Genomic DNA, 24483 nt, shown 5'->3' on the forward strand with positions numbered 1-24483 from the left:
CCCGTCGCGCGGTCCCGTCGCGCCCGCCCCGGCACGGCACCCAGGCCCCACCCGCCGCGCAGGGCCCACGGAGCATTTCTGCCCCACCAGCCCCAGATCCTGGGGATATGTGGCTTGTCGAAACGGATAGCGCATGCGCTACTACCCGGCATGAACCACTTCACCTACCGCGCGGAATGGTCCCGCGAACGCAACCAATACGTGGGCCTGTGCCTGGAATTGCCGCGGCTGACGTTTTGGGCGTGGACGATGCAGGAGGCGATGGCCGGGATCGAGCAACTCGTCGACGAAGACATCGCCGAACGGGAGGCGGCCGGCGAGAAGCTGCCAACGCCCATCACCGACCGGCCCTTCAGCGGCAAGTTCCTGGTCCGGACGTCGCCCATGTTGCATGCGCGGCTTGCCGTCGAGGCCGCCGATCAAAATGTGTCGATGAATTACTGGGTGGCGTTGAAGCTGGCGGAGCGCCCGCCGCCAAGCCTGCTGGACTGGTGATATCGCCGGCGCTATCCGTTTCGCGCGCACCTACATGGTCCGGAATTCGGTACGGGTGGGGCCAGAGTGACTAGCCTCATAGCCTATGAGCACCTACGGTGTCGCGATCCTCAGCTCGGACCTCAAAACCCTCGCCGAGGACGCCAAAAAGGCCGACGAGAAGGGGCTCGACGCCGTGTGGGCCTCGGAGTTCTATTCCCGCTCGGCCACCGTCTCGATGGCCGCCATGGCCACCGCCACCCAAACCTGCCGGATCGGGTCGTCCATCCTGTACGGCATCGGGCGCAGCCCGCTGGTGCTGGCCACCGAGGCCCGTGATCTCGACGAGCTGTCGAACGGCCGGCTGGTGCTCGGCATCGGCAACGGCACCAAACGGATGATGAGCGACTGGCACGGCGTGCAAGACACCTCCGCGCCGGCGCTGCGGATGGAAGAACTGGTGCCGCTGGTGCGGCGCATCTGGAACCTGCACGAGGGCCCGATCCGCCACGAGGGCCGCTTCTACAAGATGAACCTGATCCCCACCGAACAGGTGCCGCCGCCCAAACGCGACATCCCGATCGTCACCGCCGGGGTGCGACCCCGGATGTGCGAGGCGGCCGGCCGGGTCGCCGACGGGCTGGCCGGCCATCCGCTGTTCACCACCAAATACGTCGAGGAAATCGTCAAACCCGCCGTCGCCAAGGGCGCCGCGCACGCCGGCCGCAACCCGGACGACGTCGAGATCATCTCCATGGTCATGTGTTCCATCCACGACGACCCGCTCATCGCCCGCCGCGAACTGGCCCAACAGATCGCTTTCTATGCCTCGGTCAAGACCTACGACACGGTGCTCGACGTCAACGGCTTCACCAAGGAGGGGCAAGCCATCCGCGAGGCCTTCGGAAGGCGCGACCTGCCGGCCATGTTCGACGCGGTCTCCGAGGAGATGATCGACACCATGGGGGTGGCCGGCACCGCCGAGCAGGTCCGCGACGGGCTGCGCCGCTACGAGGGGGTGCTGGACCACATCATGGTCTACCCGCCGTCGATCGGCATTGCCCCCCAACGGGTCCGGGACAACTATGACGCGCTGCTGGACGCCTGCGCCCGTTAAGCGGGCTCAGCAGGGGAAGCAGGGCGTGAATCGCGGTGGCGGATACTGACCGTCCCGCCGGCGCCGCGATGCTGGCGCTGCCAGTCGTCGATCGCCTGCTGCGCGGCGTGATCGAGATAGTTGGTCGCGATGTCGACGGTGACGGCGCTGCGGGCCGGGATCTCGGCCAGCACCCGAGTCAGCTTGGGCAGCGCCAGGAAGGTGCAGGCCCCGGCCACCGTCACATGCCACTGGTCACCGATGTGCTCGGCGGTGATCTTGGCCCGGATCACCCGCCACCCGGTCACCGCGATGGCCAGCAGCAGCCCGACCAGGACCCCGTGCAGCAGGTTGACGAACACCACGCACGACACGGTCACCAGGTACACCATGAAATCACCGTTGCGCCGGGCGGTTTCGATGTGCGCCAGGTTCACCAGCTCGATCCCGATGACGATGAGCAGACCGGCCAGCGCCGCGGTGGGGATCTTTTGGACCAGCGCCGCGAACGGCAGGGTGAACAGCAGGATCCATACCCCGTGCAGGACGGCCGAGGCGCTGGTTTTGGCGCCGGCCTTGATGTTGGCCGAGCTGCGCACGATCACCCCGGCGATCGGCAGCCCGCCCAGCATCCCGGACGCGATGTTGGCGGTGCCCTGCCCGATCAGCTCCCGGTTGAAGTCGGTGCGTGGCCCGGTGTGCATCCGGTCCACGCGGCCGCGGTCAGCAGGCTTTGCACGCTGGCGATCAGCGCCACGGTGAGCACCCCGGTGGCCACCGCGCCCCAGTTGCCGTCGGGCAGCGCCGGCAGCGCCAGCGCGTCCAGCAGCGACCCGTCGAACGTGATCCGGGCCACGTCGAACGGGAACACCAGCGAGAGCGCCGTCACCCCGACGATGGCGACCAGCGGCCCGGGCACGTAGGACAGCGGCGCCGGGACCCGCCGCCAGGCGATCAGCGTGACGATCACCAGCACCCCCAGCACCAGGCCGCCGCCGTGCGCGCCGACGATCTGATCCGGCAGGCCAATGACGTTATGCCAGGCCGAGCTCTTGGACTCCCCGCCCAGCAGCACGTGCGCCTGCTGCAGCGCGATGGTGATCCCGATCCCGGCCAGCATGGCGTGCACGACGACCGGGGAGATCGCCAGCGCGGCCCGCGCCACCCGGCTCAACCCCAGCAGCACCTGCAGCACCCCCGCCGCCACCGTGATCAAACACGTCACCGCCCAACCGAACTGGGCGACCAGGTCGGCGACGATCACGGTCATCCCGGCGGCCGGCCCGCTGACCTGCAGCGGCGACCCGCCGATCAGCCCGCCGAGGATGCCGCCGACCACGGCGGCGATCAACCCGGCCAGCACCGGCGCATCGGAGGCGATCGCGATGCCCAGTGACAGCGGAAGCGCCACCAAGAACACCACCACCGAGGCGGGCAGGTCGTAGCGGCACAGCGAGCGCAGCCGCTCGGTTCGCGACGGCGCCGGGTCTTGGTCAACGGGGTGGCTGGCCAATGGCTCGGTGTGCTGAATCGGTCGCTCCCTTGTTCGGTGACGTTCGCTTTGGACACGGAGCGTAACGACGTGCGGTTACCGCTGCGGTTTACGACGTTGCGCCGACGTAAACACTTCGTACACAGGGCTTTACTGATGCTGTGAGCACGGTGGTGCGCTGCTCGACGCCCAATAGCTATGGGCCAGGCTATTTATCGGGCAAACGGTGCGGCAACCGGCAAGCGGTGACACATAGAGAACCCAAATCTTTGCGGTTCAGATCACACCGATCAGAACCCGGCGCCGTGCACCTCGTGGCCGGGGGTTTCGGCGATCAAGCCGCGGTAGGCGTCCTCGACGGTGGCGCCGTGGTTGATCACCGCGTCGACCTCGCGGGCGATCGGCATGTTCAGCCCGTACTTGTTGGCGAACTCCATCACCACGCTGGCGGCCTTGACCCCCTCGGCCACCTGGTTCATCGACGCGATGATCTCGTCGATGGTCTTGCCGGTGCCCAGCTGCTCGCCGACGTGCCGGTTGCGGCTGCGCTGGCTGGTGCAGGTGACGATCAGATCGCCCATGCCGGCCAGCCCGGCGAAGGTGTCGCGCTGGCCGCCCATCGCCTCGCCGAGCTTGGCCATCTCGCGCACCGCGCGGGCCATCACCATGGCGCGGGTGTTCTCCCCGATGCCCAGCGAATAGCCCATGCCGACGGCGATCGCATACACGTTCTTCAGCGCGCCGGCCATCTCCACACCCACCACATCATCGGTGGTGTAGGTGCGAAACCGCTTGGTGCGGAACAGGTTCGCCAGGTTGGCGGCCATGTGCTGGTCGGGCATCGCCAGCACCGCGGCGGCGGCGTAGCCCTCGCCGACCTCGCGGGCGATGTTGGGGCCGGCCAGGATGCCGGCCGGATGCCCGGGCAGCACCTCCTCGACGATCTGGCTCATCCGCATATTGGTGCCCTGTTCGAGGCCCTTGACCAGCGACACCACCGGCACCCAGGCCCGCAGCTCGGCGGCCAGCTCGGTGAGCACCCCGCGGAAGCCGTGCGAGGGCACCCCCATCACGATGACGTCGGCGCAGGCCGCGGCCTCGGCGAAGTCGGTGGTGGCCCGCAGCGTGTCGGACAGCTCCACCGCGTCACCCAGATAGCGGCTGTTGCGGTGGTTGTCGTTGATGTCGGCGGCGGTTTCCGCGGAGCGCACCCACTGCAGCGTCGGCCCGCGCCGCGCACAGATCGACGCGACGGTGGTGCCCCAGGAGCCCCCGCCGAGGACGACGACGTTCGGTTCCCGCTGTCTCGGTGCCATGGCGATCACCCTATGGCCGACCCCGGCCCTCTCACGGCGAGTTGGCGAACTCAGCCGTCCGGCGGCGCCAGCAGCCGCGCGTTCGTCGTCTCCATCGCCGCAAACCGCAGCGCACCGGTGTGCAGGTCGGTGGCGTGCTCGCCGACCCGGCCCACCATCGTCGTCGACGCCGCCGCCCAGCGCGACGCCCGGCGGCTCAGCGCGGCGGCCGAGCGCCCGGCCCACCCGGGCGCCGCCGACGCGATGCGGTTGTCGGCGGCCAGGTGCCGCGTCGCCAGGTCCTCGCCGTGCCCGCCGACCTGCACCGCCGCCGTCACCAGGCGCTCCACCGAAACCCGCAACACCGTTTCTGCATAGCAAGACCGCGCCGGGCTGTCACTTCAGCCCGGCGCGGTGCTGCACAGCCGCCGGCCCGAGGTGAAGTGACGGCGGCCGGCCGCGCTGCCACACTCCGGCCCAGGGGTCGCCATGAGTGGGAACGGGATATCGGTCGCCGAGTTGCAGCGCTGGAGCGCCGAATCGGTGCGCGCGGTGTTCCACGCGGCCACCGACCGCGGGCGGGCCGCCTTCGATGTGGCCGACGGGCTGGCCGCCCTCGACGTGTTCGACGACTGGGGCGGGGACACCGCGGTCGCCGCCAAGACGTCGATCAGCCAAACCCGCCAAGACCTCGACGCGCACGGCCAGGAGGCGATGGCCGTCGCGCACGCCGCGAAAACCGCCGCCGACGGCATCGAGGCGCTGCAGGCCCGGCTGCGGGCGCTGATCGCCGAAGCCGACCAGCATGCGCTGGTGGTGAACCCGTCGACCAGCCGGGTGGAATTCAGCGACCACGTCACCAACCCGGTCGACGCGCTGATCACCGCGCTGGACCTGCAGCACCGCCTCGACGCGCTGCTGGCCGACGCCGACGCCCTCGACGACACGCTGGCCACCGCGATCAACATGGCCGACGGGGACGCCGTCATCCCGAGCATCCCCGGCGCGCCGGAGCACGCCGAAACCCGGCTGCAACACCAAATCGACGCGTTCACCGAGGTTTTCGGCCGCCCGCCGGTGTCGGCCGCGGACTGGGAGACCGCGGCCGCGCTGGATCCGCACAGCTATGAGGACAAGAACGCCGGCGCCGAACCGCACATCGTGGTGGGCCGCATTCAGCCGGTGCCCGGCCAAGGCGTGGTCCGGGCGAACCTGTTCATCCCGTCGGCCAGCGTCAAGGACCCGACGTTGTCGCACTGGCCGCCGTTCGACGACAACGCCGGCGACAACCGCGGCTTCGACCCGGCGGCCGGCCCGGAACGCGCCCGGGTGTCGGTGGACGTCGACTACGAAAACGGGCTGGTGGTGGTGCGGCAGAACCCGTCGGTCAACCTGACCACCGGGCAGGTCCGGGCCGGCACCCCGACGGTGAAGGTCGCGCAGCGCCGCGACGGCTCGGTGTACCTGCGGTATCAGGCGGCCGACCCGTTCTCACCCGGCGGGGAGACGCTGGCCAAGAACACGCTGTGCGTGCAGGGGGAACTGGTCGTGCAACCCGGCGCCGCGACCCCGCGCCTCGGTGGCGTGGTCAGCGCGTTCCCGGCGCTGGAGGTCTACAACGACCGGGCGGCCCCCGGCGGGGTGCCGACCACCGCGACGCTGGGCCAGATGTGGCCCGCCAACACCGGCCAATGGGGCCCGATGCTCGGCTTGCCGTTCACCCGCAGCGTCGGCGACGACCGGCTGCTCAGCGACTTCGTCGGCGTCGCGACCGGCACCATGTATCCGCTACCCACCCCGCTGGGCCCGCCCGCGCATCCCCCGGCCGTGGTGATGGTCAAGTAGGTCCGCCGAGCAGACACAAAAGCCCCCTCCCGGGCGCCAAAATGGGTACTTTTGCGTCTGCTCGCGCTAGAGGCTGCCCGCGCTAGACGGCGACCCGGTCGGCGGCCCGGCCGAACACCATCGCCTCCTCGATGCGGTCGAACCGGTAGTCGATCGCGTCGGCGAAGTAGTTCTGCCGCACATTCCACGGCCGCCGGGTGCCCGACTTCGGCAGCGCATGCAACGCGCGCTGCACGTAGCCGGCCTGGATGTCCCAGGCCGGCTTCTCCGGCATCGGCTCGCCACCCAGATGCGGGTAGGCGTGCGTGTAGCCGCGGGTCCGCATGTAGGCCAACAGTTTTGCGGTGGCCCGGGCGGTCATGTCGGCGCGCAGCGTCCACGAGGCGTTGGTGTAGCCCACGCACCAGAACAGGTTGGGCACGTCTTCGAGCATGTGCGCCTTGTAGACGAACCGCTCCTGCGGCTTGATCTCGGTGCCGTCCAAGCTGATTCGCACCCCGCCCAGCGCCTGCAGCTGCAGGCCGGTGGCGGTGACGATCACGTCGGCGTCCAGGTGCGCCCCGGAGCGCAGCGCGATGCCGGTGGCGTCGAAGTGGTCGATGTGGTCGGTGACCACCGCGGCGCGGCCGTCGCTGATCGCGGTGTACAGGTCGGCGTCGGGGATCAGGCACAGCCGCTGATCCCACGGGTCATACGGCGGCTTGAAGTGGGTGTCCACCGCGTAGCCGGGCGGCAGGTTGTTGACGGCCTGCCGGCGCAGCAGCCACTTCATCAGCGGCGGGGTTTTGCGCGCCAAGAACCAGATCATGCCCTCGAACAGCGCGTTGCGGATCCGGATGATCGGGTGAGCCCAGTTGCGCGGCAACACCGTCCGCAGCGCGTCGGCGAACGGGCTGAACTTCGACGCCGAGATCAGATACGTCGGGGTGCGCTGCAGCATGGTGACGTGGGCGGCCTTCTCGGTCAGCGACGGGATCAGCGACACCGCGGTGGCTCCGGACCCGATCACCACCATCTTCTTGCCGGTGTAGTCCAGCTGCTCGGGCCAGTGCTGCGGATGCACGACGGTGCCGCCGAACTGCTCGATGCCGGGGAACTCCGGGGTGTAGCCGGCGTCGTAGTTGTAGTAGCCGGACCCGAAGAACACGAACCGGGACCGGTAGTGCTGCGTCGCACCGTCCTGCTCGACGGTGACCGTCCAGGTGTCGGTGGTCGAATCCCAATCGGCCGCGCGCACATAGCTGTTGAACCGGATGTGGCGGTCGATGCCGTATTTGTGCGCGGTCGCGGTCAGGTATTCGCGGATGTGCGCCCCGTCGGCCACGCCTTCCTTGCGGGTCCACGGCTCGTAGGGGAAGCACAGCGTGAAGATGGACGAATCCGAGCGCACCCCCGGGTAGCGGAACAGGTCCCAGGTGCCGCCGATGTGGGCGCGTCGCTCCAGCACCACGTAGCGGGTGTCCGGGTTGCGTTGGGTGATGCGGTAGGCCGCGCCGAGACCGGAGATACCGGCCCCGATGATGACGACGTCGACGTCTGCGTGCACCGTCATGACCCAGCCTCGCTTCCCGGCAACTGTGGCGCCTATCACCCTAGGGTAGGCACCCACCGGTTGATTGGGCCAGGGACGGCTTACCGGTAGTTGACGAACTGCAGCGCCACCGGCAGGTCGGCGCCCTTGAGCAACGCGATCACGGCCTGCAGGTCGTCGCGCTTTTTGGAGCTGACCCGCACCTCGTCGCCCTGGATCTGGGTCTTGACGCCCTTGGGGCCCTCGTCGCGGATCAGCTTGGTGATCTTCTTGGCGTTCTCGGCGTCGATGCCCTGCTTGAGGCTGCCGGTGACCTTGTAGGTCTTGCCGGAGGCCTGCGGCTCGCCGGCGTCGAACGCCTTCATCGAGATGTCGCGGCGGACCAGCTTCTCCTTGAACACGTCGATCGCGGCCTTGACCCGCTCCTCGGTCGAGCTGGTCAGCTCGATGTTCTCCTCGCCCTTCCAGGCGATCGAGGTGTCGGTGCCGCGGAAGTCGAACCGGGTGGCCAACTCCTTGGCGGCCTGGTTCAAGGCGTTGTCCACCTCCTGGCGGTCGACCTTGCTGACGACGTCGAACGATGAATCCGCCATTATTGGTCCCCTCTCAGTGCTCTGCGGAAGGCCGTGGCCATTTGTATCGTGGGTACATCTTCGTTGTAGTCTGCTAAACGCGATACGGCAGGTTGCCCGAGCGGCCAATGGGAGCGGACTGTAAATCCGTCGGCTTACGCCTACGCAGGTTCGAATCCTGCACCTGCCACCAAGCGCCACCGAAGTACTGTCTGTCGACCTAGCGGGGGGCACACGATGGGCGGCGCGAACCGCACGCTGGTGGTGCGACGACCGGCGCTGCTGGTGCTGGCCGCCTGGGCCGCGGCGTCGGTGACGCTGCTGGTGACCACGGTCCCGCTGTGGAAAAAATGGGTCGGGCTGTTCGCCGGCGGCATCGACCTCGAGGTGTACCGGGTCGGCGCCGAGCAGGTGTTTCGGGCCGGCGGATCGCTGTACGACGGGCCGCTGGTCGGGCACCTGTACTACATCTACACCCCGTTCGCGGCGCTGACCTTCCTGCCGATGCAACTGCTGCCGCACGGCTCGGAGAAATACGTCTGGATGGGCATCAACGTCGCGCTGCTGGTCGCCGCGGTGCTGCGGTGCTGGCAGCTGCTGGGCTACCGGATCAGCCGGGGCGTGGTCGGGGTCTCGATGCTGCTGGCGCTGATCTGCCTGTTCCTCGACCCGGTGCGCAGCACCCTGTTTTGGGGCCAGATCAACCTGGTGCTGCTGTTGCTGGTGCTGTGGGACACCGGGCAGCCGCACACCAGCCGGCTGGCCGGTGTCGGGGTGGGGCTGGCGGCCGGCATCAAGCTGACCCCGGGCTACTTTTTGCTGTACTACCTGGCGCTGCGCCGGTGGCGGGCCGCGGCGACCGCGGTCGCGACCGTCGCCGCGACGATCGGGCTGGGTTTCGCGGTGCTGCCGCGGGATTCGTGGAAGTTCTGGACCGGGACGTTTTTCGACTCGACCCGGATCGCGCGCACCACCCACCTGTCCAACCAGTCGCTGCGCGGCGCGCTGGCCCGGCTGGCCGGCGGCACCCCGCCGGCGTGGTGGTGGCCGGTGGCGGCGCTGGCCGTCACCGTCGTCGCACTCGGCATCGCGGTGGCGCTGTACCGGGGCGGGGAGCGGCTGCTGGCGGTGACCGTCGTCGGCCTGGGATCCACTGCGGTGTCGCCGTTTTCGTGGATGCACCACTGGGTGTGGTTCGTGCCGCTGATGGTCTACCTGGTGCACCGGGCATTGCACGCCCGGTGGTGGTGGCTGGGGGTCGCCGCGGTGTTCGTGGTGATGGGCACCTGGCCGCACACCTACCCCTATGACCGCACCCCGCGGCTGGGGTTGTACCTGTTCCCGCCGACCTGGCTACCCAAGCTGGTGGTGGCCAACCTGTACCTGGTGGTCTATGCGGTCATCCTGGTGGGCGCCGCCGTCATCGCGGTGACGGCCCGGCGCTCACAGGTCGTCGGAGAAATCGGCGGTGAACCAGCGGTCGGGCCGGATGGTGAACAGCACGCTGGCGGCGCCGTCCATCTGCCGGGCGAACTCGCGCCCACCCTGCTCGCCGAGGTAGCGGACGGCGACGGCCTCGCGGAGCTCGGCCGGCGCCGGTGAGGCCGCGTCGACGACGGTGCCCTCCACGATCACGTACTGGTACGGCAGTTCCTCGCGCTGCACAACCAGGGTCACCGCGCCGGCCCGCTCGATGAGCTTGGCCTTGCGGTTCCCGGCGCCGGTGTTGATCCGGATGTCGCCGCCGGGGGTGTAGTCGTACCAGATCGGGACGCTGGCCGGCGGCCGGCCGTTCTCGGCGGCCACCGACAGCACCGCGACGTGCTTGTCGGCGAGAAATTGCTGACGTTCGGTTTCGGTGAAGGCTTTGGGCATGTTCGTCTCGAACATCGCCGCGCCTTGAGCTATTCCCCGTGCCACCATGGGGGATGGCCGGCTACGTGGAGGTCCGGGCATACGCCGAGCTCAACGACTTCCTGGGCGCCGACGCCCGCGGGGTGACGGTGCGCCGCCCGTTCCGCGACCACCAGACCGTCAAGGATGTGCTGGAGGCGATGGGCATCCCGCACACCGAGATCGACCTCATCGTGGTCAACGGCGTGCCGCGCGGGTTCGGTCACCGGCCCGCCGTCGGCGACCGCATCGCCGCCTACCCGATGTTCGAGGCGCTCGACATCGCGGCGATCGCCCGGCTGCGGCCGGTGCCGCTGCGCGACCCGCGGTTCGTCGTCGACGTCAACCTCGGTCGGCTGGCGCGGCTGCTGCGGATGCTCGGGTTCGACGTGTGGTGGTCGCACGACGCCGACGACGCCGCCCTCGCCGAGATCAGCCTTTCTCAGCAGCGGATCCTGCTGACCCGAGACCGGGGCCTGCTGAAGCGGCGCGCGATCACCCACGGCCTGTTCGTGCGCGCCGACCAGCCCGATGAGCAGACCCTGGAGATCCTGCGGCGGCTGGACCTGGCCCAGCGGCTGGCGCCGTTGACCCGGTGCGTGTGCTGCAACGGCGTGTTGGCCGCGGTGGCCAAGGCCGAGGTCGCCGACGTCTTGGAGCCGCTGACCCGGCGCTACTACCACCAATTCAGCCGCTGCGCGGACTGCGGACGGATCTACTGGCCCGGCTCGCACCACGCCCGGCTGCTGGCGCTGGTCGAGGGATTCCGCGACCGGCTGTGAGCCATGATGGGCGGATGGCCGAGCGTGATCGCGACGAATCGGGCCGCCCGCGCAGCGCGCGCCCGCGGGACGCGCTGGGTCGACCGCTGCCGCGGGGCAGCGCCGGGGTGCCCCGCATCCCCGACGACCTGCGGCTGCCGCCGGCCGAAACCCTGGCCTACGCCCAGGACCTGCTGGACCGGGGGTTGGCGTTCAACGCGCACGAGGTGCTGGAGGCGGCGTGGAAGAACGGGCCTTCTTCCGAGCGCGACTTGTGGCAGGGCCTGGCCCAGCTGGCGGTCGGCATCACCCACATCCAGCGCGGCAATGTGACGGGCGCGACGGCGTTGCTGTCCAGTGCGACGGCCCGGCTGTCCGGCCCGGCCCGGCACGGCATCGATGTGGCCGGGTTGGTCGGCTTCGCGGCCGCGCTGATCGACGACCTGGCGGCGGGGGCGTCGATTCCGCCGCAGCGGCTGCGGCCCCGGCTGCGGGTACCGTCGAATCGTGGCCCGAACCGATGACGACAGCTGGGACATCACCGAAAGCGTGGGCGCGACGGCGCTGGGGGTGGCGGCGGCCCGCGCCGCCGAGACCGAAAGCGCCAACCCGCTGATCTCCGACCCCTATGCGCGGGTGTTCCTGGACGCCGCCGGGGAGGGCATCTGGAATATGTTCGCGCCGACCGCGCTGCCCGCCGAGCTGGCCGAGGCCGAACCCGACCTGCCGGCGCGGATGCGGGCGATGGGCGACTACATGGCCTGCCGGACCGCGTTTTTCGACGACTTCTTTGCCGCAGCGGGCGGTGCCGGGGTGCGGCAGGTGGTGATCCTGGCCGCCGGGCTGGACGCGCGGGCGTGGCGGCTGGACTGGCCGGTCGGCACGACGGTGTACGAGCTCGACCAACCCAAGGTGCTGGAGTTCAAGGCGTCGACGCTGCGGGCGCACGGCGCGCAGCCCAAGGCGGGGCTGGTGCATGTCCCGGTGGACCTGCGCCAGGACTGGCCGGCGGCGCTGCAGCGGGCCGGCTTCGACGCGTCGGCGCCCAGCGCGTGGCTGGCCGAGGGGCTGTTGCCGTTTCTGCCGGCCGCGGCGCAGGACCTGCTGTTCGAGCGGGTGCAGGCGTTGACCGCCGCGGGCAGCCGCATCGCCGTCGAGGCCACCGGGCCGGACTTCTTGGATCCCGACATCCGGGCCCGGCAGCGCGCGCTGATGCAACGCTTCCGGGCGCTGTCCAGCGAGGCGACCGAGCTGCCCGACTTCGAGGAGCTGTGGTACTTCGAGGAGCGCACCGATGTCGGCGACTGGCTGGCGGGGCGCGGCTGGCAGGTGTCGGTGGAGCCGTCCGCCGAGATGATGGCCCGCTACGGTCGCCGCCCGCCCGCCGACCTGGAAGACCCGGCGCCGGGCAGCCTGTTCGTCTCCGCGCAGCGGGTGTAGGGCGGATTCGCCGGCGCGCCGCGCGATCGGGAGCGGCCGGTGCCGGGGTGAGCTGTGAGCCCGGTGTCCCTTCTGCCACACCTGTCCCGGCGAGAGGGGCATGTGGTGTTGCGTCCGCGTCTGAGCGACAACTCGGGTGTTCAGGCCGGCAACCGAGCGATTGCATGTCGCTTGCGGCACATGTGTCTCTGGTGTCGCAGTCGTCACGGATTGTCGCTGGGGGGAGACTGCCCGGCTATCAGCGACAAAAGGTCGCCGGGCGGGTTCTCGGGGCCGAGCCCCAGCCTCGAAACTGCGGTGACGGCGCCGAGACTGCGGTGAGGGCGTCGAACCTGCGGTGAGGGCGTCGAGCCTGAACTGGTGGCGTCGAGACTGACGTGAGGGCGTCATCGCAGCCAAAATCAGGCTCTGAGTTCAGGCTGGGCGCCGTCAGTTCAGCCTCGATGCTCTGAGTTCCGTCTCGGCGCCGCCACCGCAGCCTCGACGCCGCCACCGCAGCCTCGGCGCGGCGGCGAACCACCCACACCCCCATCCGACCGGCATACTGCATGGCATGGCTACTGTCGTCGCATTCCACGCCCACCCCGACGACGAGGCGATCCTCACCGGCGGCACACTGGCCCGCGCGGCTGCCGCCGGGCATCGGGTGGTGATCGTCACCGCCACCGACGGCCACATGGACGACGGCGACGCCCCGCACCGGCTGGATGAATTGCGGTCCAGCGCCCGCATTCTCGGCGCGCACCGGGTGGAATGCCTCGGCTACGCCGACAGCGGCTACGGCCCCGACTTCTATCCCGACCCGCCGAAGCGGGTCCGGTTCGGGCGCGCCGACCGCGAGGAGGCCGCGCAGCGGCTGGCCGCGATCCTGCGCGACGAGGACGCCGACCTGCTGCTCAGCTACCAACCCAACGGCGGCTACGGTCACCGCGACCACGTCCAGGTGCACCACGTCGGCAAGCGGGCCGCCGAGATCGCCGCCACCCCCCGCCTGCTGGAGGCGACCATGCCGCGCGAATTGCTGTGCCGCATCGCCGATCTCGCGCGCCTGCTGCGGCTGCCCGCCCCCTACGAACGTGACGTCGCCCGCGCCGCCTACGCGCCGCGGGCGACCATCACCCACCGGATCAACGTGTTCCGGTTCGCCCGGCAAAAGCGCGACGCGTTCGCCGCGCACCGCTCCCAGATCACCGGGCCGGCCGCGCGGCTGTTCGGGCTGCTGCTGCGGTTGCCGCCGCAGGTGTTCGGGGTGGTGTTCGCCCGCGAATGGTTCGTCGACCCCACCGCGCGCCCCGGCACCGTGCACCGCGACATCTTCGCGGTCACCACAGCGTGATCTGCCCGGCGCCCAGGTCCACGGCGGCGTCGACGACGGCCCGGTCGATCTGGCGCAGCGCGTGCGAGGCACCCAGCAGCCGGCGGCTGTCCGGGCCGACCAGGGTGTCGACGGCGTCGAGCAGGTCGGTGGCGGGCATGACGTCGGGCGCCTCCCGCTGATCCAGGGTGGCCACCAGCGCGCCGATATTGCGTCGGGTCTGGGCGGCCGCGGCGGCGACGGCGTCGGCCAATTCCGTTGACACCGTCGGTGTTTCAACGCTGGCGCGGGCCAGGGCACGCGCGTAGTGGTCGCAGGCGGTCAGCAGCCGCAGCCCCCGCTTAATGCTGCGCCGCCCACCGAGCCCGGCCACCCCGACGGTGCGCGGTTTGGCGGTGTCCCGGAACTGCTGGAGTTTGCGGTCCAGCCCGCGGGCTTGTTCGGTCAGCCCGGCGGTGGCGTCGTCGTCGGCCAGGGCGGCGACGCAGGTGGCGATCAGCTCGGACAGCGCGGTCAAAAACGCGCGGGCGTCGTTGCGGATCGAGGTGCCGGTCCGGGTCGGCAGCACCAGCAGCGCCACCGTCACCCCGATGACCGCGCCGATCGCGGTCTCCTCGATCCGCAACAGCAGCAGATCCACGCTGAATTGGCCGAGCAGCCCGTACAGCAACGCCAACATGGTGGTGATCCAGAAGATCATCAGGCTGTAGGCCACCTTCATCAGGTACACCGCGCAGAACAGGCACACGAAGATCAGCACCAGCGCGACGACGTCGTGCCCGGACACCAGCGTCGCGACCAGCACCCCCGACGGCACCCCGAGCACGGTGCCCAGCAGCCGCTGCCAGCCCTTGGTCAGCGTTTCGCCCCACGAGGTGGTGCCGGCGAAGGTGACGAACGCGGTGATCACCGCCCAATACCAGCGCGCCGGGGACACCAGCTCGCCGACGACGATCGCCAACGTCGCCGCGATGGTGACCTGGATGGCTTGCCGGGTGGTCGGCCGTAGCCCGCGCCGCGGCTGCTCCTCGGCGTCGGCGCCGACGGCCAGCGGCGCCCCGGCTTCCACGCCCTCGGCGGCGGCTCGCTCGATCATCGCCCGGATCGCCGACCCGGCCGCCGCGGTGTCCAGGATCGCCATCGCCAGCCGGCGGGCCTGGACACCGGCGTCGGGCAGGTCGCGCACCGACCGCGCCAGCTCGGCGGCGCGGCGCAACCCGCCCGATCCCGGCGCGCGCATATCGAACGCCAGCTGGGCCAGCGCCTCGGCCAGCTCGGCGCGGCCCGGAATGTCGACGGCGGCCGCCCGGGCCGCGGCGGCGGCGACGCGTTCCACGGTCAGTTCGGCGTCGAACAGCCGCAGCGCCAGCTCCCCGCCGCCGACACCCGGCCACACCAACGCCGGGTCGACCTTGTCCTCGATCTGGTTGTGCACCATCAGCGCGGTCTCGTTGAGCCGTGCCACCCGTACCCGCAGCTGGTGGCGGCGCCGCTCGTCGAACCGGCCGGTGCGCACCGCGTCGGCGGCGGTGTCGACGACGACGGCCATCCGCGCCCGCAGCGAGGCCACGGTGCGGCGCAACACCCGCTCGGGCCGGTCGGGCAGCACGTAGCTGCTCATCACGAAGCTGCACAGGGTGCCGACCGCGACGGCCACGATCAGCCACGGCAACTCGGCGGTGCCGGCCCGGAAGAACAGGGTGAAGAAGTAGGCCATGAACGCGACCATCCCCAACGCCACCCCGCGGCCGCCGAACCGGCGGATGTACACCGCGGCGAAGATGATCACCACGAACACCGCGTCGGCGGCGATGCGGTGCGGGGCCAGCACCGCCGCCGCGGTGATCGCGGCGGCAGCCGGCAGCGGCAGCAGCGCCAGGGTGATCCTCTGTTGCCGCGGATCGGGGTCGTTGACCGAGCGCGCCGACACCATCGCGATCACCGCGCCCAGCAGCGCCACCGTCAACGGCTGGTGGGTGACCCGGGTCAGCAGGTACAGCAGCCCGAGCGCGACGCCCAACGCGATCGTGGTGCGGGCCGCCAGCTGCAGCCGCAGCAGCCCGGGGTCGGATTCGATCGCCCAGTTGCGGGCCCGCTCGTACAGGGCCGCGGGCGGCACCGGAGCGGCGCGGGGGTTGTCCACGACCTCGTCGCGACCGGACACCCGCGCCACCTTTCGTCTGTTCGCATCCCCCGTCTCATGGTGCACTAGGGTTCCTGACCGTGACGGCGCCGACGCGGTGGACCCTGGCCGACGGCCGCGACCTGCTGTTTTTCGCGCTGCCCGGCCACACCCCGGCACCGGTGGCCGACCGGCGGCCGCTGCCGCCGCGCCCCGCGGACCCCACCCAGCTGCGGTTTGACCGCGCCACCGGGCAGTGGGTGATCATCGCCGCCGGGCGCCAAGACCGTACCTACAAACCGCCCGCCGAGGCGTGCCCGCTGTGCCCGGGGCCGACCGGGCTGACCAGCGAGGTGCCCGCCGCCGACTACGACGTGGTGGTGTTCGAGAACCGGTTCCCCAGCCTGGCCGGTGCGGCGGCCGTCCCGACGCCCGACGGCGACGGGTTCGTCGCCGCGCCCGGATCCGGCCGCTGCGAGGTGATCTGCTTTTCCGCCGATCACGCCGGATCGTTCGCCGACCTGCCGCTCGCGCACGCCCGGCTGGTGGTGGACGCCTGGCGGCACCGCACCGCCGACCTGCTGGCCCGACCCGGCATCGCGCAGGTGTTCTGCTTCGAGAACCGCGGCGAGGAGATCGGGGTCACGCTGGCGCATCCGCACGGCCAGATCTACGGCTACCCGTATGTCACGCCGCGCACCGCCGCCATGCTGGAGCAGGCCCGGGCGCACCGGACCAGCCACGGCCACAACCTGTTTGCCGACCTGCTGGCCGCCGAGGTCACCGAGGGTATCCGGGTGGTGCTGCGCAACGAATGGTTCACCGCGTTCGTGCCGTTCGCCGCCCGCTGGCCGGTCGAGGTGCACCTGTACCCAAACCGGATGGTGCACAACCTGACCGAGCTGACCGACACGGAGCTGGACGCGTTCACCGCGATGTACCGGGAGCTGCTGGCCCGCTTCGACCGGCTGTATGACGCCCCGCTGCCGTACATGGCGGCGCTGCACCAGTACACCGCGGCGCAGCCCGACGGCTACTTTCACGTCGAGCTGATGTCGATTCGGCGCAGCGCCACCAAGTTGAAATACCTGGCGGCCTCCGAGTCGGCGATGGACGCCTTCATCGTCGACGTGACCCCCGAGGCCGTGGCCGCGCGGCTGCGCGAGCTGTGATCAGCTACGCCGCGCCCGGTCGGATCAACCTGATCGGCGAACACACCGACTACAACAGCGGTTTCGCGTTGCCGATCGCGCTGCCGGCCCGCACCACCGTCACCTTCGACCCCGCCGACACCGACGCGATCACCGCCCGCAGCGACCGCGCCGACGCCACGGTGCGCCTCCCGCTGGACACCGCCCCCGGCGCGGTGACCGGCTGGGCGGCCTATGTGGCCGGGGTGATCTGGGCGCTGCGCGCCGCCGGACACCCGGTGCCGGGCGGCACGCTGTCGATCACCAGCGAGGTGGCGATCGGGTCGGGGCTGTCGTCGTCGGCGGCGCTGGAATGCGCGGTGCTGGGCGCGTTGCTGGCGGCGACCGGGACGCGCCTGGACCGCCTCGAGCAGGCCCGCATCGCGCAGCGCGCCGAAAACGACTACGTGGGGGCACCCACCGGGTTGCTTGATCAGCTGGCGTCGCTGTTCGGGGCGCCGGATACCGCGCTGCTCATCGACTTTCGCGACACCACCGTGTCTCCGGTTCCGTTCCAGCCGACCGGGGCGGTGCTGCTGCTGATCGATTCCCGCGCCGCGCACCAGCACGTCGGCGGCGAGTACGCGGCGCGGCGGGCGTCGTGCGAACGCGCGGCCGCCGACCTGGGGGTGGCCTCGCTGCGCGACGTACAGCAGGCCGGCGCCGCGGTGCTGGGCGGGGTCAGAGACCCGGTCGACGCCCGGCGGGCCCGGCACATCCTCACCGAAAATCAGCGAGTGCTGGATTTCGTGGCGGCGCTGGCCGATTCGGATCTTGTGGCCGCCGGTCGGCTGCTGAGCGCGTCGCATGCCTCGATGCGCGACGACTTCGCGATCACCACCGACCACATCGATCTGATCGCCGCGACCGCCGTGACCGCCGGCGCGCTGGGGGCCCGGATGACCGGCGGCGGGTTCGGCGGCTGCGTGATCGCGCTGGTGCCCGACGACCGGGCGGCGGTGGTCGCCGCGGCGGTGCGGCAGGCGGTCGCCGCCGCCGGCTATGTCGAGCCGAGCATCAGCACCACCCATGCCGCGGCCGGCGCCGGCTAGCCCTGCTGAAATCGACGCGAAAATTGCCAGTCAACCCGTGAATCGGGGGGTTGCGCGCCATATGGACGTCGATCTCAGCAGCGCCCGGTCGCGGCGGTACGTTCCACACGCGCCCGGAACCCCGATTGTCGCTCAGACGCGGACGCACAGCCATATGCCTCCGCCGCAGGGGCTCCTGTGGCCACTGTGAATGGAGCCGGCCGGCGCCGAAATTCGTGCAGCCCGGCACGCAACACCGTGCCACGCTTAACGGGTGTATCCGCCGCGCCAGTCCCCGGGCGTCCTCGCGGTGCGCATCGTCACCGGGGTGGTGGGCGGTGCGGCGGCGTTACTGTGGCTGCTGCTGGCGTTCGCGGTGCTCAGCTCGCGCTTCGACACCAACCCGGCCGGCGATCCGCACGGCTACGTCTTGCTGTTCGGCACGTTGATGTCGGTGCCCGTGGGCGCGGTGTGCGCGGCGACGCTGCCGTTCGCGTTCCCCCGGCAGCGCTGGCCGTTGGGCTTCGCCGTCGTGGTCCCCGCGTTCGTGGTCGGCACCGTGCTGCTGTTCGCCGCGTTCCTCACCGCGCACTAGGTCAGATCATCTCGCTGCGGGTCAACCACCGCATCACCGGCCACCCGATAAACACCGGCAGCCAGCAGGTCAGCACCCGATACAGCAGCACCGACGGCACCCCCACCGCCGCGGGCACGCCGAAGGCGGCCAGCCCACCGATCAGGGCGGCCTCCACCGCGCCGACCCCGCCGGGGGTGGGCGCCGCCGAGGCTAGCGTGCCGCCGACCATGGTTACCACGGTGACGGTGACGAACGAGGTGTTGCCGCCGAACGCCTCCACGCTGGCCCACAACGCCAGCGCCGCACCCAAAGTCGTGCCGGCCGCGCCCAGCACGATCAACGCCAGCCGCCGCGGCTCGCGGGCCAACTCGATCAGGTCGCTGGACACCTCGGTCAGCCGGGGCCGCACCGCGGTGGCCAGCCAGCGCCGCAGGTTGGGCACTAGCAGGAAGGTGCCGACCGCCCCCAGCGCCACCCCGGCGATCAGGTACAGCATGGTGGGGCTGGGCACGAAATGCGACAGGTCGGCCGACGCGCCGGCGGCGGTGCTGAAGATGATCAGCAGCGCGACGTGCACGATCACCTGCACCGACTGCTGCAACGCCACCGCCGCGGTGGCCCGCAGCGTGCTCAGCCCGCCCTTGACCAGAAACCGGGTCGAGAGCGCCAACCCGCCGACCCCGGCCGGGGTGGTGGTGGCCGCAAACGTGTTGGCCACCTGCATGATCGACAGGTTCCGGAAGCTCACCGCCCCGTTGGCGCAGGCCCACAACGCTCCGGCCGCGCCCACATAGGTCAGCGCCGACACCGCCAGCCCCACCAGCGCCCACCACCAATTCGCGGTCCGCAGTTCGGAAAAGAACGTCGGCACCGCGCTGATAAACGGGTAGGCGACATACACCAGCGCCACCAGCAGCACCAACTGGATCAGCTGGCTGCGGGTGAACCGGGTGATCGTCTTGGCCTGGATCTGGTCGGCGCCGGTCTGGCGTTTGACCTCCTCGCGGGCGGCGGCGATGACGGCTTTGGCGTCGGGCACCGCGTCCCGGACCCGGGCCGGCACCGCGGTTTTGGTCAGCCGGCGCGACGCGGCCAGCACGGTGTCCTTGCCGAACGCGTCGATCGCGGCCGTCACCGCCGCCCTCGCGTCGTAGAGCGCCGACGTCGTCACCAACAGTTGGGCGATATCGGACTGCAGCTGCGCGTCGGTGGCGCCGTATTCGGCGTTGCCGAACCCGCCGAACAGCACGGCGTCGTCGGCGGCGGTGATCTCCTTGGCGCGCAGGTCGCCGTGGGCGATGCGGTGGTCGTGCAGCCGGTGCAGCGACTCCCACACCGCGGCCACCGGGGTGCTGTCGACGCCCTCGGCGATCGGCAGACCGCGCGGCGGGCTGTGCGCATACAGCGTCCAACCCCGGTCCAGGGCGGCCAACGCCACCGTCGAGGTGTTGGCCACGCCCACCTCCCCGATGGCCACCGCCATCAGCGCGCGGTGCTCGACGGCCCGGTGCAGCGAGGCGTGGATCGGCGAGGTTTCGGTGGCCCGCAGCCGCAGCTTGCGCCACAGCTGGCGCAGCGCCCCGCCGCTGCGCTGATTCGGCCCGTACAACTCGATCAGCGCCGGGGTGTCGGCCGCCCCGGACAACACCAGCGGCCCGCGCCCGGCCGGCCGCAGCACGGTCAGCCCGGACACCACGCAGCCGCGCGCGGCCAGCGCCCGCACCGCCCCGTCCAGCGGCACCTCCAGCGCCGGGGTGCCCACCACCAGCACCACCAGGGCGCCGACGAACCAGCCCACCGTCAACCCCAGCAGCGAGCGGGCCGGCACGATCGCCGACACCACCAAATGGATCGGCACGAACGCCAGCAGCAGCGTCCACCACCAGCGCCGCCACCGCGACGGCAGCCACGGCCCGGACACGGTGAGCACCGCGGCCAGCATCGCGATCCAGCGCGGGTCGTCGAGGAACTGGGCCAGCGTGGTGGCCAGCCGCTCGGACAGGTCGAAATGCCAGCGCGGCGCGGCGATGCCCTTGCCGGTGATCGACAGCGGCAAAAACGCCAGCAGCGCGGCCACCGCGTAGGCGCCGAGCAGTTTCCACTGCCGCCCGGCGAGCAGCCCGATCAGGATCATGAACGGCAACGCCAGGATGGCCACGCCGTAGGCCAGGTAGACCAGGTTGGACTGGGTGGGGGACAGCACCCCGACGATCCGGGAGACCGAGCGTTCCAGCGCCACCCACTCGTAGCGGGTGACCAGCGAACTGGTGATCACCACCGCGAGGAACACCGCCGCCAGCGCCAGCCGCAAGATGTCGTTGGTGCGCCGGATCGGGGGTTGCAGCAGGCTGCCGGTTACCCGGATATCGCGCCCGTCAACTCGCATGATCACTCTCGGCTTGGCTTGGTGCCGCGGTTGGCGGCTTGCCGGACAACTTAACCGGACAGCTGTTCTCCGGGCGAGCAGACACAGAATCGCATCGCGCGGGCGTTTCGCGTGCGAATTTGCGTCTGCTCGGCGGCGGGGGCGGGCCGCACGCAAGCGGTGTCGCCAACCAGAGTTCTAGTCGTATACACTAAAACAATGAACACCGACCAAGTCACCACGCTGGCGTCGAGCAGCCAGAGCTACCGGCTGGGACCGTTGCACCGGCGTGGCTCGGTGGCCAACCTGTACACCGCCACCACCGCCGACGGCGCCCAGGTGATGCTGAAACTGCCCCGAAAACCGCGCTCCAACATGCTGATCGAGGCCGAACAGGCCGCGCTGCGCGACCTCGCAGAGCTGGCCGCCGCCGAAACCTGGCTGCCGCCGTATCTGACCCGGCTCACCGACACGCTCACCCACCACGACGACGCCACCGGCGCCGCCCGCCGGGTCAGCGTGCTGGCCCCGCTGCTCGACGGGTTCGTCACGCTGGCCGACGTCGCCGCCGCCTACCCGGACGGCCTGGACCCGCGCGACTACGCCTGGATGCACCGCCGGCTGCTGCGGGCGCTGGCCGCCGTGCACGCCGCGGGCTGGGTGCACGGCGCGCTCACCCCCGCCAACATCCTCATCCACCCGGCCGCGCACGGGGTGGTGCTGGCCGGCTGGTCGTTCGCCACCGGGGCCGGGCAGCGGCTGGCCGCCCGCACCAGCACCGACGAGCGGCTGTATCCGCCCGAGGCGCTGGCCGGCGAGCCGGTGTCCGGCGAATCCGACGTGTACATGGTCCACGCGCTGATGGATCAGCTACTCGGACCCGCCGCACCCGAGCCGCTGCGCCGGTTCAGCCGCGGCTGTCGACAGCGCTCGCCGCGGCGCCGCCCCGACGCGGCCGCCCTGATCGGCGAATTCGACGACCTGCTCGACCGGCTCTACGGGAAGCGCCGCTTCCGGCCGTTCGAGCTGCCCCAGAAAGGGAGGTAACCGACATGGGATTTGGCTACTGGGACGACGACACCTACCGGGCCGCACACACCTACCGCGCCGCGCGCGGACAGTCCGACTTCTCCTACACCGACGACCTGCGCGCGCTGCCACGCTCGCAATGGCGGGTGGACCCCGGCCTGGACCCGCACGGGGTGGCCTACCGGGAATCCCGGGATTCGGCCGATCACCCCGACTCGCTGCCGGTGGTGGTGCTGTTCGACGTGACCGGGTCGATGGGCACCATCCCGCGCATCATGCAGCAGAAGCTGGGCAAGCTGCACGGCCTGCTGCAGCGCAAGGGCTACGCCGCCGACCCGCAGATCCTGTTCGGGGCGATCGGCGACGCCGACACCGACATGGTGCCGCTGCAGGTCGGCCAGTTCGAAGCCGACAACGCGATGGACGACCAGCTGCGCACCGTGTTCCTGGAAGGCGGTGGGGGAGGCCAAAAGTCGGAAAGCTACGAGCTGGCCGCCTACTTCCTGGCCCGGCACACCGCCACCGACGCCTGGGATAAGCGCGGCAAGAAGGGGTATGTGTTCATCGTCGGCGACGAACTCAACAAGCCCCGGCTGGCGGCCCGGCACGTGCGGGCGGTGATCGGCGACGACGTCGCCGAGGACATCGACGTCGCCTCCATCTACCGGGAACTGCAACGACGCTGGAACGTGTACTTCGTGCTGCCCGGCTCCTCGTACTACTACGACGACACCGAGATCGCCGACCACTGGCGCGGGCTGCTCGGCGAACGCTTCCTGTGCCTGGACGACCCGGCGGCGGTGTGCGAGCTGATCGCGCTGACGATCGGCGTCGAGGAGGACAGCGTCGAGCTGGGTGCGGGGCTGGCCGACCTGATCGACGTCGGGTCGCCCAACGAAGCCGCGTCGGTGCGCAAAGCGCTGACCCGGGTGGCCGCCGACCGCGGTACGGTCAGCACCACCGCGCTGCCGGCCGACCTCGACGGCGACGACGACGTCGTCACCGCCACCTGAGCAAAGGAGTTGTGATGCCCGACAACATCTTCGGCGACCGGCACCCGATCGTGGTGGACCTGGGGTTCGGGGACGCCGGCAAGGGCGCGACGGTGGACTGGTTGTGCTCACCGGCCGCCGGGCTCGACGTGGCCGCGGTGGTCCGGTTCAACGGCGGCGCGCAGGCCGCCCACAACGTCGTCGTCGGCGAGGTGCACCACACGTTTTCCCAGTTCGGGTCCGGCACGTTGTCGGGCATCGCGACCTTCCTCTCCGCACACATGCTGGTCGAACCGATCGCGCTGGCCGGCGAGGCCCGCGACCTCGCCGCGCTGGGTGTCGCCGACCCGTTGGGGTTGCTGGCCGTCGACGCGGCGGCGTTGCTGACCACCCCGATTCACGTGGCCGCCAACCGGGCCCGCGAGGACGCCCGCGGCGCGGCCCGGCACGGCTCCTGCGGCAAGGGGATCGGGGAGACCGCCGGGTATGCGCTGGAGCACGACGCGCCCACAGTCGGCGACTGCCGCCACCCCGACCTGCTTGCCGCCAAGCTGACCGCGCTGGCCGCGCACTACGCCGGGTTGCTGGCCGGCAGCCCGCACCGCTATCCCGCGCTGGACGCGATGGTCGAGATGTACCGCGAATTCGCCGGCACCGTCGAGATTGTCGGGCCGGGTTACCTGCGGTCGCTGGCCGGCCGGGGCCGGCTGATGTTCGAGGGCGCCCAGGGCGTGCTGCTCGACGAATGGCGCGGCCTGCACCCGCACACCACCTGGTCGACGGTGGAGCCGTCCCACGCCCGGGCCATGCTGGCCGAGATCGGGCAGCATGGCTACGTGCTGGGCGTCACCCGCAGCTATCTGACCCGGCACGGCGCCGGCCCGTTCCCCACCGAGGACCCCGCGCTGGGCGCGCTGCTGCCCGAGCCGCACAACGGCACCGGCGCCTACCAGGGCGCGTTTCGGGTGGGCGCGTTCGATCCGCTGTTGCTGCGCTACGCGATTGCCGCCTGCGGCGGGGTGGACGGGCTGGCCGTCACCCACCTCGACGCGCTGGACCGCGCCCCGCTTCGGGCCGCCGTGGGCTACCGCACCGCCGCCGGCCCGCTCACCGGCGTCGACTGCGGGCCGTGGCGCGACCTGGGCTACCAGCGGCGGCTCACCGACCTGCTGGCCACCGCCGACCCGGTGCTGGGGCCGGTCCCGGCGTCGGTCGAGGGGTTTCTCGGTTACGTCGAGCGGGCGCTGGGCTCCCCGGTGGTGTTGGGCGCCGACGGCCCCGACCGGGCCGATCGGGCGGTGCGCGCGTTGGCGGTGGCGGCGTGACCCCCAGCGAGCTGTCGCTGACCTCGGTCGACGTTGTCGCGCTGCACTTTCCGGGCACCGACGCGAGGCCCACCGTCGGCGTCGGACCGCGGCCGTGGGACCCCGAGCAGGGCACGCTGGCGCTGCCGGGAGTGCTGC

The 24483-nt window shown here is 71.0% G+C and carries 20 protein-coding genes, 1 tRNA gene and 2 pseudogenes; 15 read left to right on the top strand and 8 right to left on the bottom strand.

Annotation, left to right across the window (positions count from 1 at the left end):
• The first annotated feature begins 150 nt into the window (after positions 1–150).
• The gene (locus tag BKN37_RS06055; protein WP_071023271.1) at positions 151–495 is read left to right on the top strand and encodes a type II toxin-antitoxin system HicB family antitoxin; all 345 of its coding nucleotides are present in this window, start codon (positions 151–153) and stop codon (positions 493–495) included.
• An 85-nt stretch (positions 496–580) separates the two neighbouring features.
• A complete protein-coding gene (locus tag BKN37_RS06060) occupies positions 581–1591 on the top strand; it encodes an LLM class flavin-dependent oxidoreductase (protein WP_071023275.1) in 1011 nt (336 codons plus the stop codon).
• Here BKN37_RS06060 and BKN37_RS06065 read toward each other — a convergent pair.
• The 3 genes and pseudogenes from BKN37_RS06065 to BKN37_RS06075 all read right to left on the bottom strand — a co-directional run bounded on the left by BKN37_RS06065 (position 1588) and on the right by BKN37_RS06075 (position 4722).
• Positions 1588–3101, bottom strand: a pseudogene (locus BKN37_RS06065) (SulP family inorganic anion transporter). The gene BKN37_RS06060 and the pseudogene BKN37_RS06065 sit on opposite strands and share 4 nt — an antisense overlap.
• Positions 3102–3352: 251 nt before the next feature.
• Positions 3353–4378, bottom strand: coding sequence for an NAD(P)H-dependent glycerol-3-phosphate dehydrogenase (locus BKN37_RS06070; protein ID WP_071023376.1), 1026 nt, complete (start codon positions 4376–4378; stop codon positions 3353–3355).
• A gap of 50 nt (positions 4379–4428) precedes the next feature.
• Entirely contained in the window at positions 4429–4722 is a 294-nt protein-coding gene (locus tag BKN37_RS06075; protein ID WP_083341605.1) for a WXG100 family type VII secretion target, read from the bottom strand.
• A 124-nt stretch (positions 4723–4846) separates the two neighbouring features.
• Between BKN37_RS06075 and BKN37_RS06080 the strand changes: the two genes are divergently transcribed.
• Entirely contained in the window at positions 4847–6202 is a 1356-nt protein-coding gene (locus BKN37_RS06080; protein ID WP_071023278.1) for a hypothetical protein, read from the top strand.
• A gap of 82 nt (positions 6203–6284) precedes the next feature.
• On the opposite strand, the gene BKN37_RS06085 is transcribed toward BKN37_RS06080, so the two are convergent.
• Both BKN37_RS06085 and BKN37_RS06090 read right to left on the bottom strand, forming a co-directional pair.
• Positions 6285–7754: a flavin-containing monooxygenase gene (locus tag BKN37_RS06085; RefSeq protein WP_071023281.1), complete on the bottom strand. Its 1470-nt coding sequence runs from the start codon at positions 7752–7754 to the stop codon at positions 6285–6287.
• Between the two features lie 80 nt (positions 7755–7834).
• On the bottom strand, positions 7835–8326 hold the full coding sequence (locus tag BKN37_RS06090; RefSeq protein WP_071023285.1) for a YajQ family cyclic di-GMP-binding protein: 492 nt from the start codon (positions 8324–8326) through the stop codon (positions 7835–7837).
• A gap of 86 nt (positions 8327–8412) precedes the next feature.
• Here BKN37_RS06090 and BKN37_RS06095 point away from each other — a divergent pair.
• Both BKN37_RS06095 and BKN37_RS29745 read left to right on the top strand, forming a co-directional pair.
• Positions 8413–8498 (top strand) — tRNA-Tyr (locus tag BKN37_RS06095).
• Between the two features lie 44 nt (positions 8499–8542).
• Positions 8543–9460: pseudogene (locus tag BKN37_RS29745) on the top strand (glycosyltransferase 87 family protein); the annotation flags it as partial.
• Between the two features lie 288 nt (positions 9461–9748).
• Here BKN37_RS29745 and BKN37_RS06100 read toward each other — a convergent pair.
• The gene (locus BKN37_RS06100; RefSeq protein WP_071023382.1) at positions 9749–10180 is read right to left on the bottom strand and encodes a pyridoxamine 5'-phosphate oxidase family protein; all 432 of its coding nucleotides are present in this window, start codon (positions 10178–10180) and stop codon (positions 9749–9751) included.
• 53 nt (positions 10181–10233) lie between these two features.
• Here BKN37_RS06100 and BKN37_RS06105 point away from each other — a divergent pair, with 53 nt between their 5' ends.
• From BKN37_RS06105 to BKN37_RS06120, 4 genes are all read left to right on the top strand, one after another.
• Positions 10234–10980 (top strand): Mut7-C RNAse domain-containing protein, encoded by a 747-nt coding sequence (locus BKN37_RS06105; protein ID WP_071023288.1) that lies wholly within the window; start codon positions 10234–10236, stop codon positions 10978–10980.
• 14 nt (positions 10981–10994) lie between these two features.
• Positions 10995–11483, top strand: a complete 489-nt coding sequence (locus tag BKN37_RS06110) for a DUF309 domain-containing protein (protein WP_071023292.1) — start codon at positions 10995–10997, stop codon at positions 11481–11483.
• Entirely contained in the window at positions 11467–12399 is a 933-nt protein-coding gene (locus BKN37_RS06115; protein WP_071023295.1) for an SAM-dependent methyltransferase, read from the top strand. Before BKN37_RS06110 ends, BKN37_RS06115 begins: the two co-directional genes overlap by 17 nt.
• A 553-nt stretch (positions 12400–12952) precedes the next feature.
• Complete coding sequence (locus BKN37_RS06120; RefSeq protein WP_071023300.1) at positions 12953–13735, top strand: PIG-L deacetylase family protein; 783 nt, start codon at positions 12953–12955, stop codon at positions 13733–13735.
• Here BKN37_RS06120 and BKN37_RS06125 read toward each other — a convergent pair.
• Positions 13722–15833, bottom strand: coding sequence for an FUSC family protein (locus tag BKN37_RS06125; protein WP_083341607.1), 2112 nt, complete (start codon positions 15831–15833; stop codon positions 13722–13724). The two genes, BKN37_RS06120 and BKN37_RS06125, sit on opposite strands and share 14 nt — an antisense overlap.
• A 104-nt stretch (positions 15834–15937) precedes the next feature.
• Between BKN37_RS06125 and galT the strand changes: the two genes are divergently transcribed.
• The 3 genes from galT to BKN37_RS06140 all read left to right on the top strand — a co-directional run bounded on the left by galT (position 15938) and on the right by BKN37_RS06140 (position 18652).
• A complete protein-coding gene (galT, locus tag BKN37_RS06130) occupies positions 15938–17008 on the top strand; it encodes a galactose-1-phosphate uridylyltransferase (RefSeq protein WP_071023303.1) in 1071 nt (356 codons plus the stop codon).
• On the top strand, positions 17005–18078 hold the full coding sequence (locus BKN37_RS06135) for a galactokinase (protein WP_071023307.1): 1074 nt from the start codon (positions 17005–17007) through the stop codon (positions 18076–18078). Before galT ends, BKN37_RS06135 begins: the two co-directional genes overlap by 4 nt.
• Before the next feature lie 253 nt (positions 18079–18331).
• Positions 18332–18652, top strand: coding sequence for a hypothetical protein (locus BKN37_RS06140; protein WP_071023310.1), 321 nt, complete (start codon positions 18332–18334; stop codon positions 18650–18652).
• A gap of 1 nt (position 18653) precedes the next feature.
• On the opposite strand, the gene BKN37_RS06145 is transcribed toward BKN37_RS06140, so the two are convergent.
• A complete protein-coding gene (locus BKN37_RS06145) occupies positions 18654–21020 on the bottom strand; it encodes a lysylphosphatidylglycerol synthase transmembrane domain-containing protein (protein WP_071023313.1) in 2367 nt (788 codons plus the stop codon).
• A 198-nt stretch (positions 21021–21218) separates the two neighbouring features.
• Between BKN37_RS06145 and BKN37_RS06150 the strand changes: the two genes are divergently transcribed.
• From BKN37_RS06150 to BKN37_RS06160, 3 genes are read left to right on the top strand one after another with little or no spacing between them, the layout of a single operon-like run.
• A complete protein-coding gene (locus tag BKN37_RS06150; RefSeq protein WP_071023316.1) occupies positions 21219–22046 on the top strand; it encodes a protein kinase family protein in 828 nt (275 codons plus the stop codon).
• A 5-nt stretch (positions 22047–22051) separates the two neighbouring features.
• Positions 22052–23041: a vWA domain-containing protein gene (locus BKN37_RS06155; protein WP_071023320.1), complete on the top strand. Its 990-nt coding sequence runs from the start codon at positions 22052–22054 to the stop codon at positions 23039–23041.
• Positions 23042–23055: 14 nt separating this feature from the next.
• Positions 23056–24345, top strand: coding sequence for an adenylosuccinate synthetase (locus BKN37_RS06160; protein WP_071023324.1), 1290 nt, complete (start codon positions 23056–23058; stop codon positions 24343–24345).
• Positions 24346–24483 lie beyond the last annotated feature (138 nt).

The organism is Mycobacterium talmoniae, assembly GCF_001854525.1.
Taxonomy (GTDB): Bacteria; Actinomycetota; Actinomycetes; order Mycobacteriales; family Mycobacteriaceae; genus Mycobacterium; species Mycobacterium talmoniae.

What these genes read in the sequence shown, in the direction of transcription:
- BKN37_RS06055 (WP_071023271.1), top strand. Translation starts at nt 151, where the DNA reads ATGAACCACTTCACCTACCGCGCGGAATGGTCCCGCGAACGCAACCAA.
- BKN37_RS06060 (WP_071023275.1), top strand. Translation starts at nt 581, where the DNA reads ATGAGCACCTACGGTGTCGCGATCCTCAGCTCGGACCTCAAAACCCTC.
- BKN37_RS06070 (WP_071023376.1), bottom strand. Translation starts at nt 4,378, where the DNA reads ATGGCACCGAGACAGCGGGAACCGAACGTCGTCGTCCTCGGCGGGGGC.
- BKN37_RS06080 (WP_071023278.1), top strand. Translation starts at nt 4,847, where the DNA reads ATGAGTGGGAACGGGATATCGGTCGCCGAGTTGCAGCGCTGGAGCGCC.
- BKN37_RS06085 (WP_071023281.1), bottom strand. Translation starts at nt 7,754, where the DNA reads ATGACGGTGCACGCAGACGTCGACGTCGTCATCATCGGGGCCGGTATC.
- BKN37_RS06090 (WP_071023285.1), bottom strand. Translation starts at nt 8,326, where the DNA reads ATGGCGGATTCATCGTTCGACGTCGTCAGCAAGGTCGACCGCCAGGAG.
- BKN37_RS06100 (WP_071023382.1), bottom strand. Translation starts at nt 10,180, where the DNA reads ATGCCCAAAGCCTTCACCGAAACCGAACGTCAGCAATTTCTCGCCGAC.
- BKN37_RS06105 (WP_071023288.1), top strand. Translation starts at nt 10,234, where the DNA reads ATGGCCGGCTACGTGGAGGTCCGGGCATACGCCGAGCTCAACGACTTC.
- BKN37_RS06110 (WP_071023292.1), top strand. Translation starts at nt 10,995, where the DNA reads ATGGCCGAGCGTGATCGCGACGAATCGGGCCGCCCGCGCAGCGCGCGC.
- BKN37_RS06120 (WP_071023300.1), top strand. Translation starts at nt 12,953, where the DNA reads ATGGCTACTGTCGTCGCATTCCACGCCCACCCCGACGACGAGGCGATC.
- BKN37_RS06145 (WP_071023313.1), bottom strand. Translation starts at nt 21,020, where the DNA reads ATGCGAGTTGACGGGCGCGATATCCGGGTAACCGGCAGCCTGCTGCAA.
- BKN37_RS06150 (WP_071023316.1), top strand. Translation starts at nt 21,219, where the DNA reads ATGAACACCGACCAAGTCACCACGCTGGCGTCGAGCAGCCAGAGCTAC.
- BKN37_RS06155 (WP_071023320.1), top strand. Translation starts at nt 22,052, where the DNA reads ATGGGATTTGGCTACTGGGACGACGACACCTACCGGGCCGCACACACC.
- BKN37_RS06160 (WP_071023324.1), top strand. Translation starts at nt 23,056, where the DNA reads ATGCCCGACAACATCTTCGGCGACCGGCACCCGATCGTGGTGGACCTG.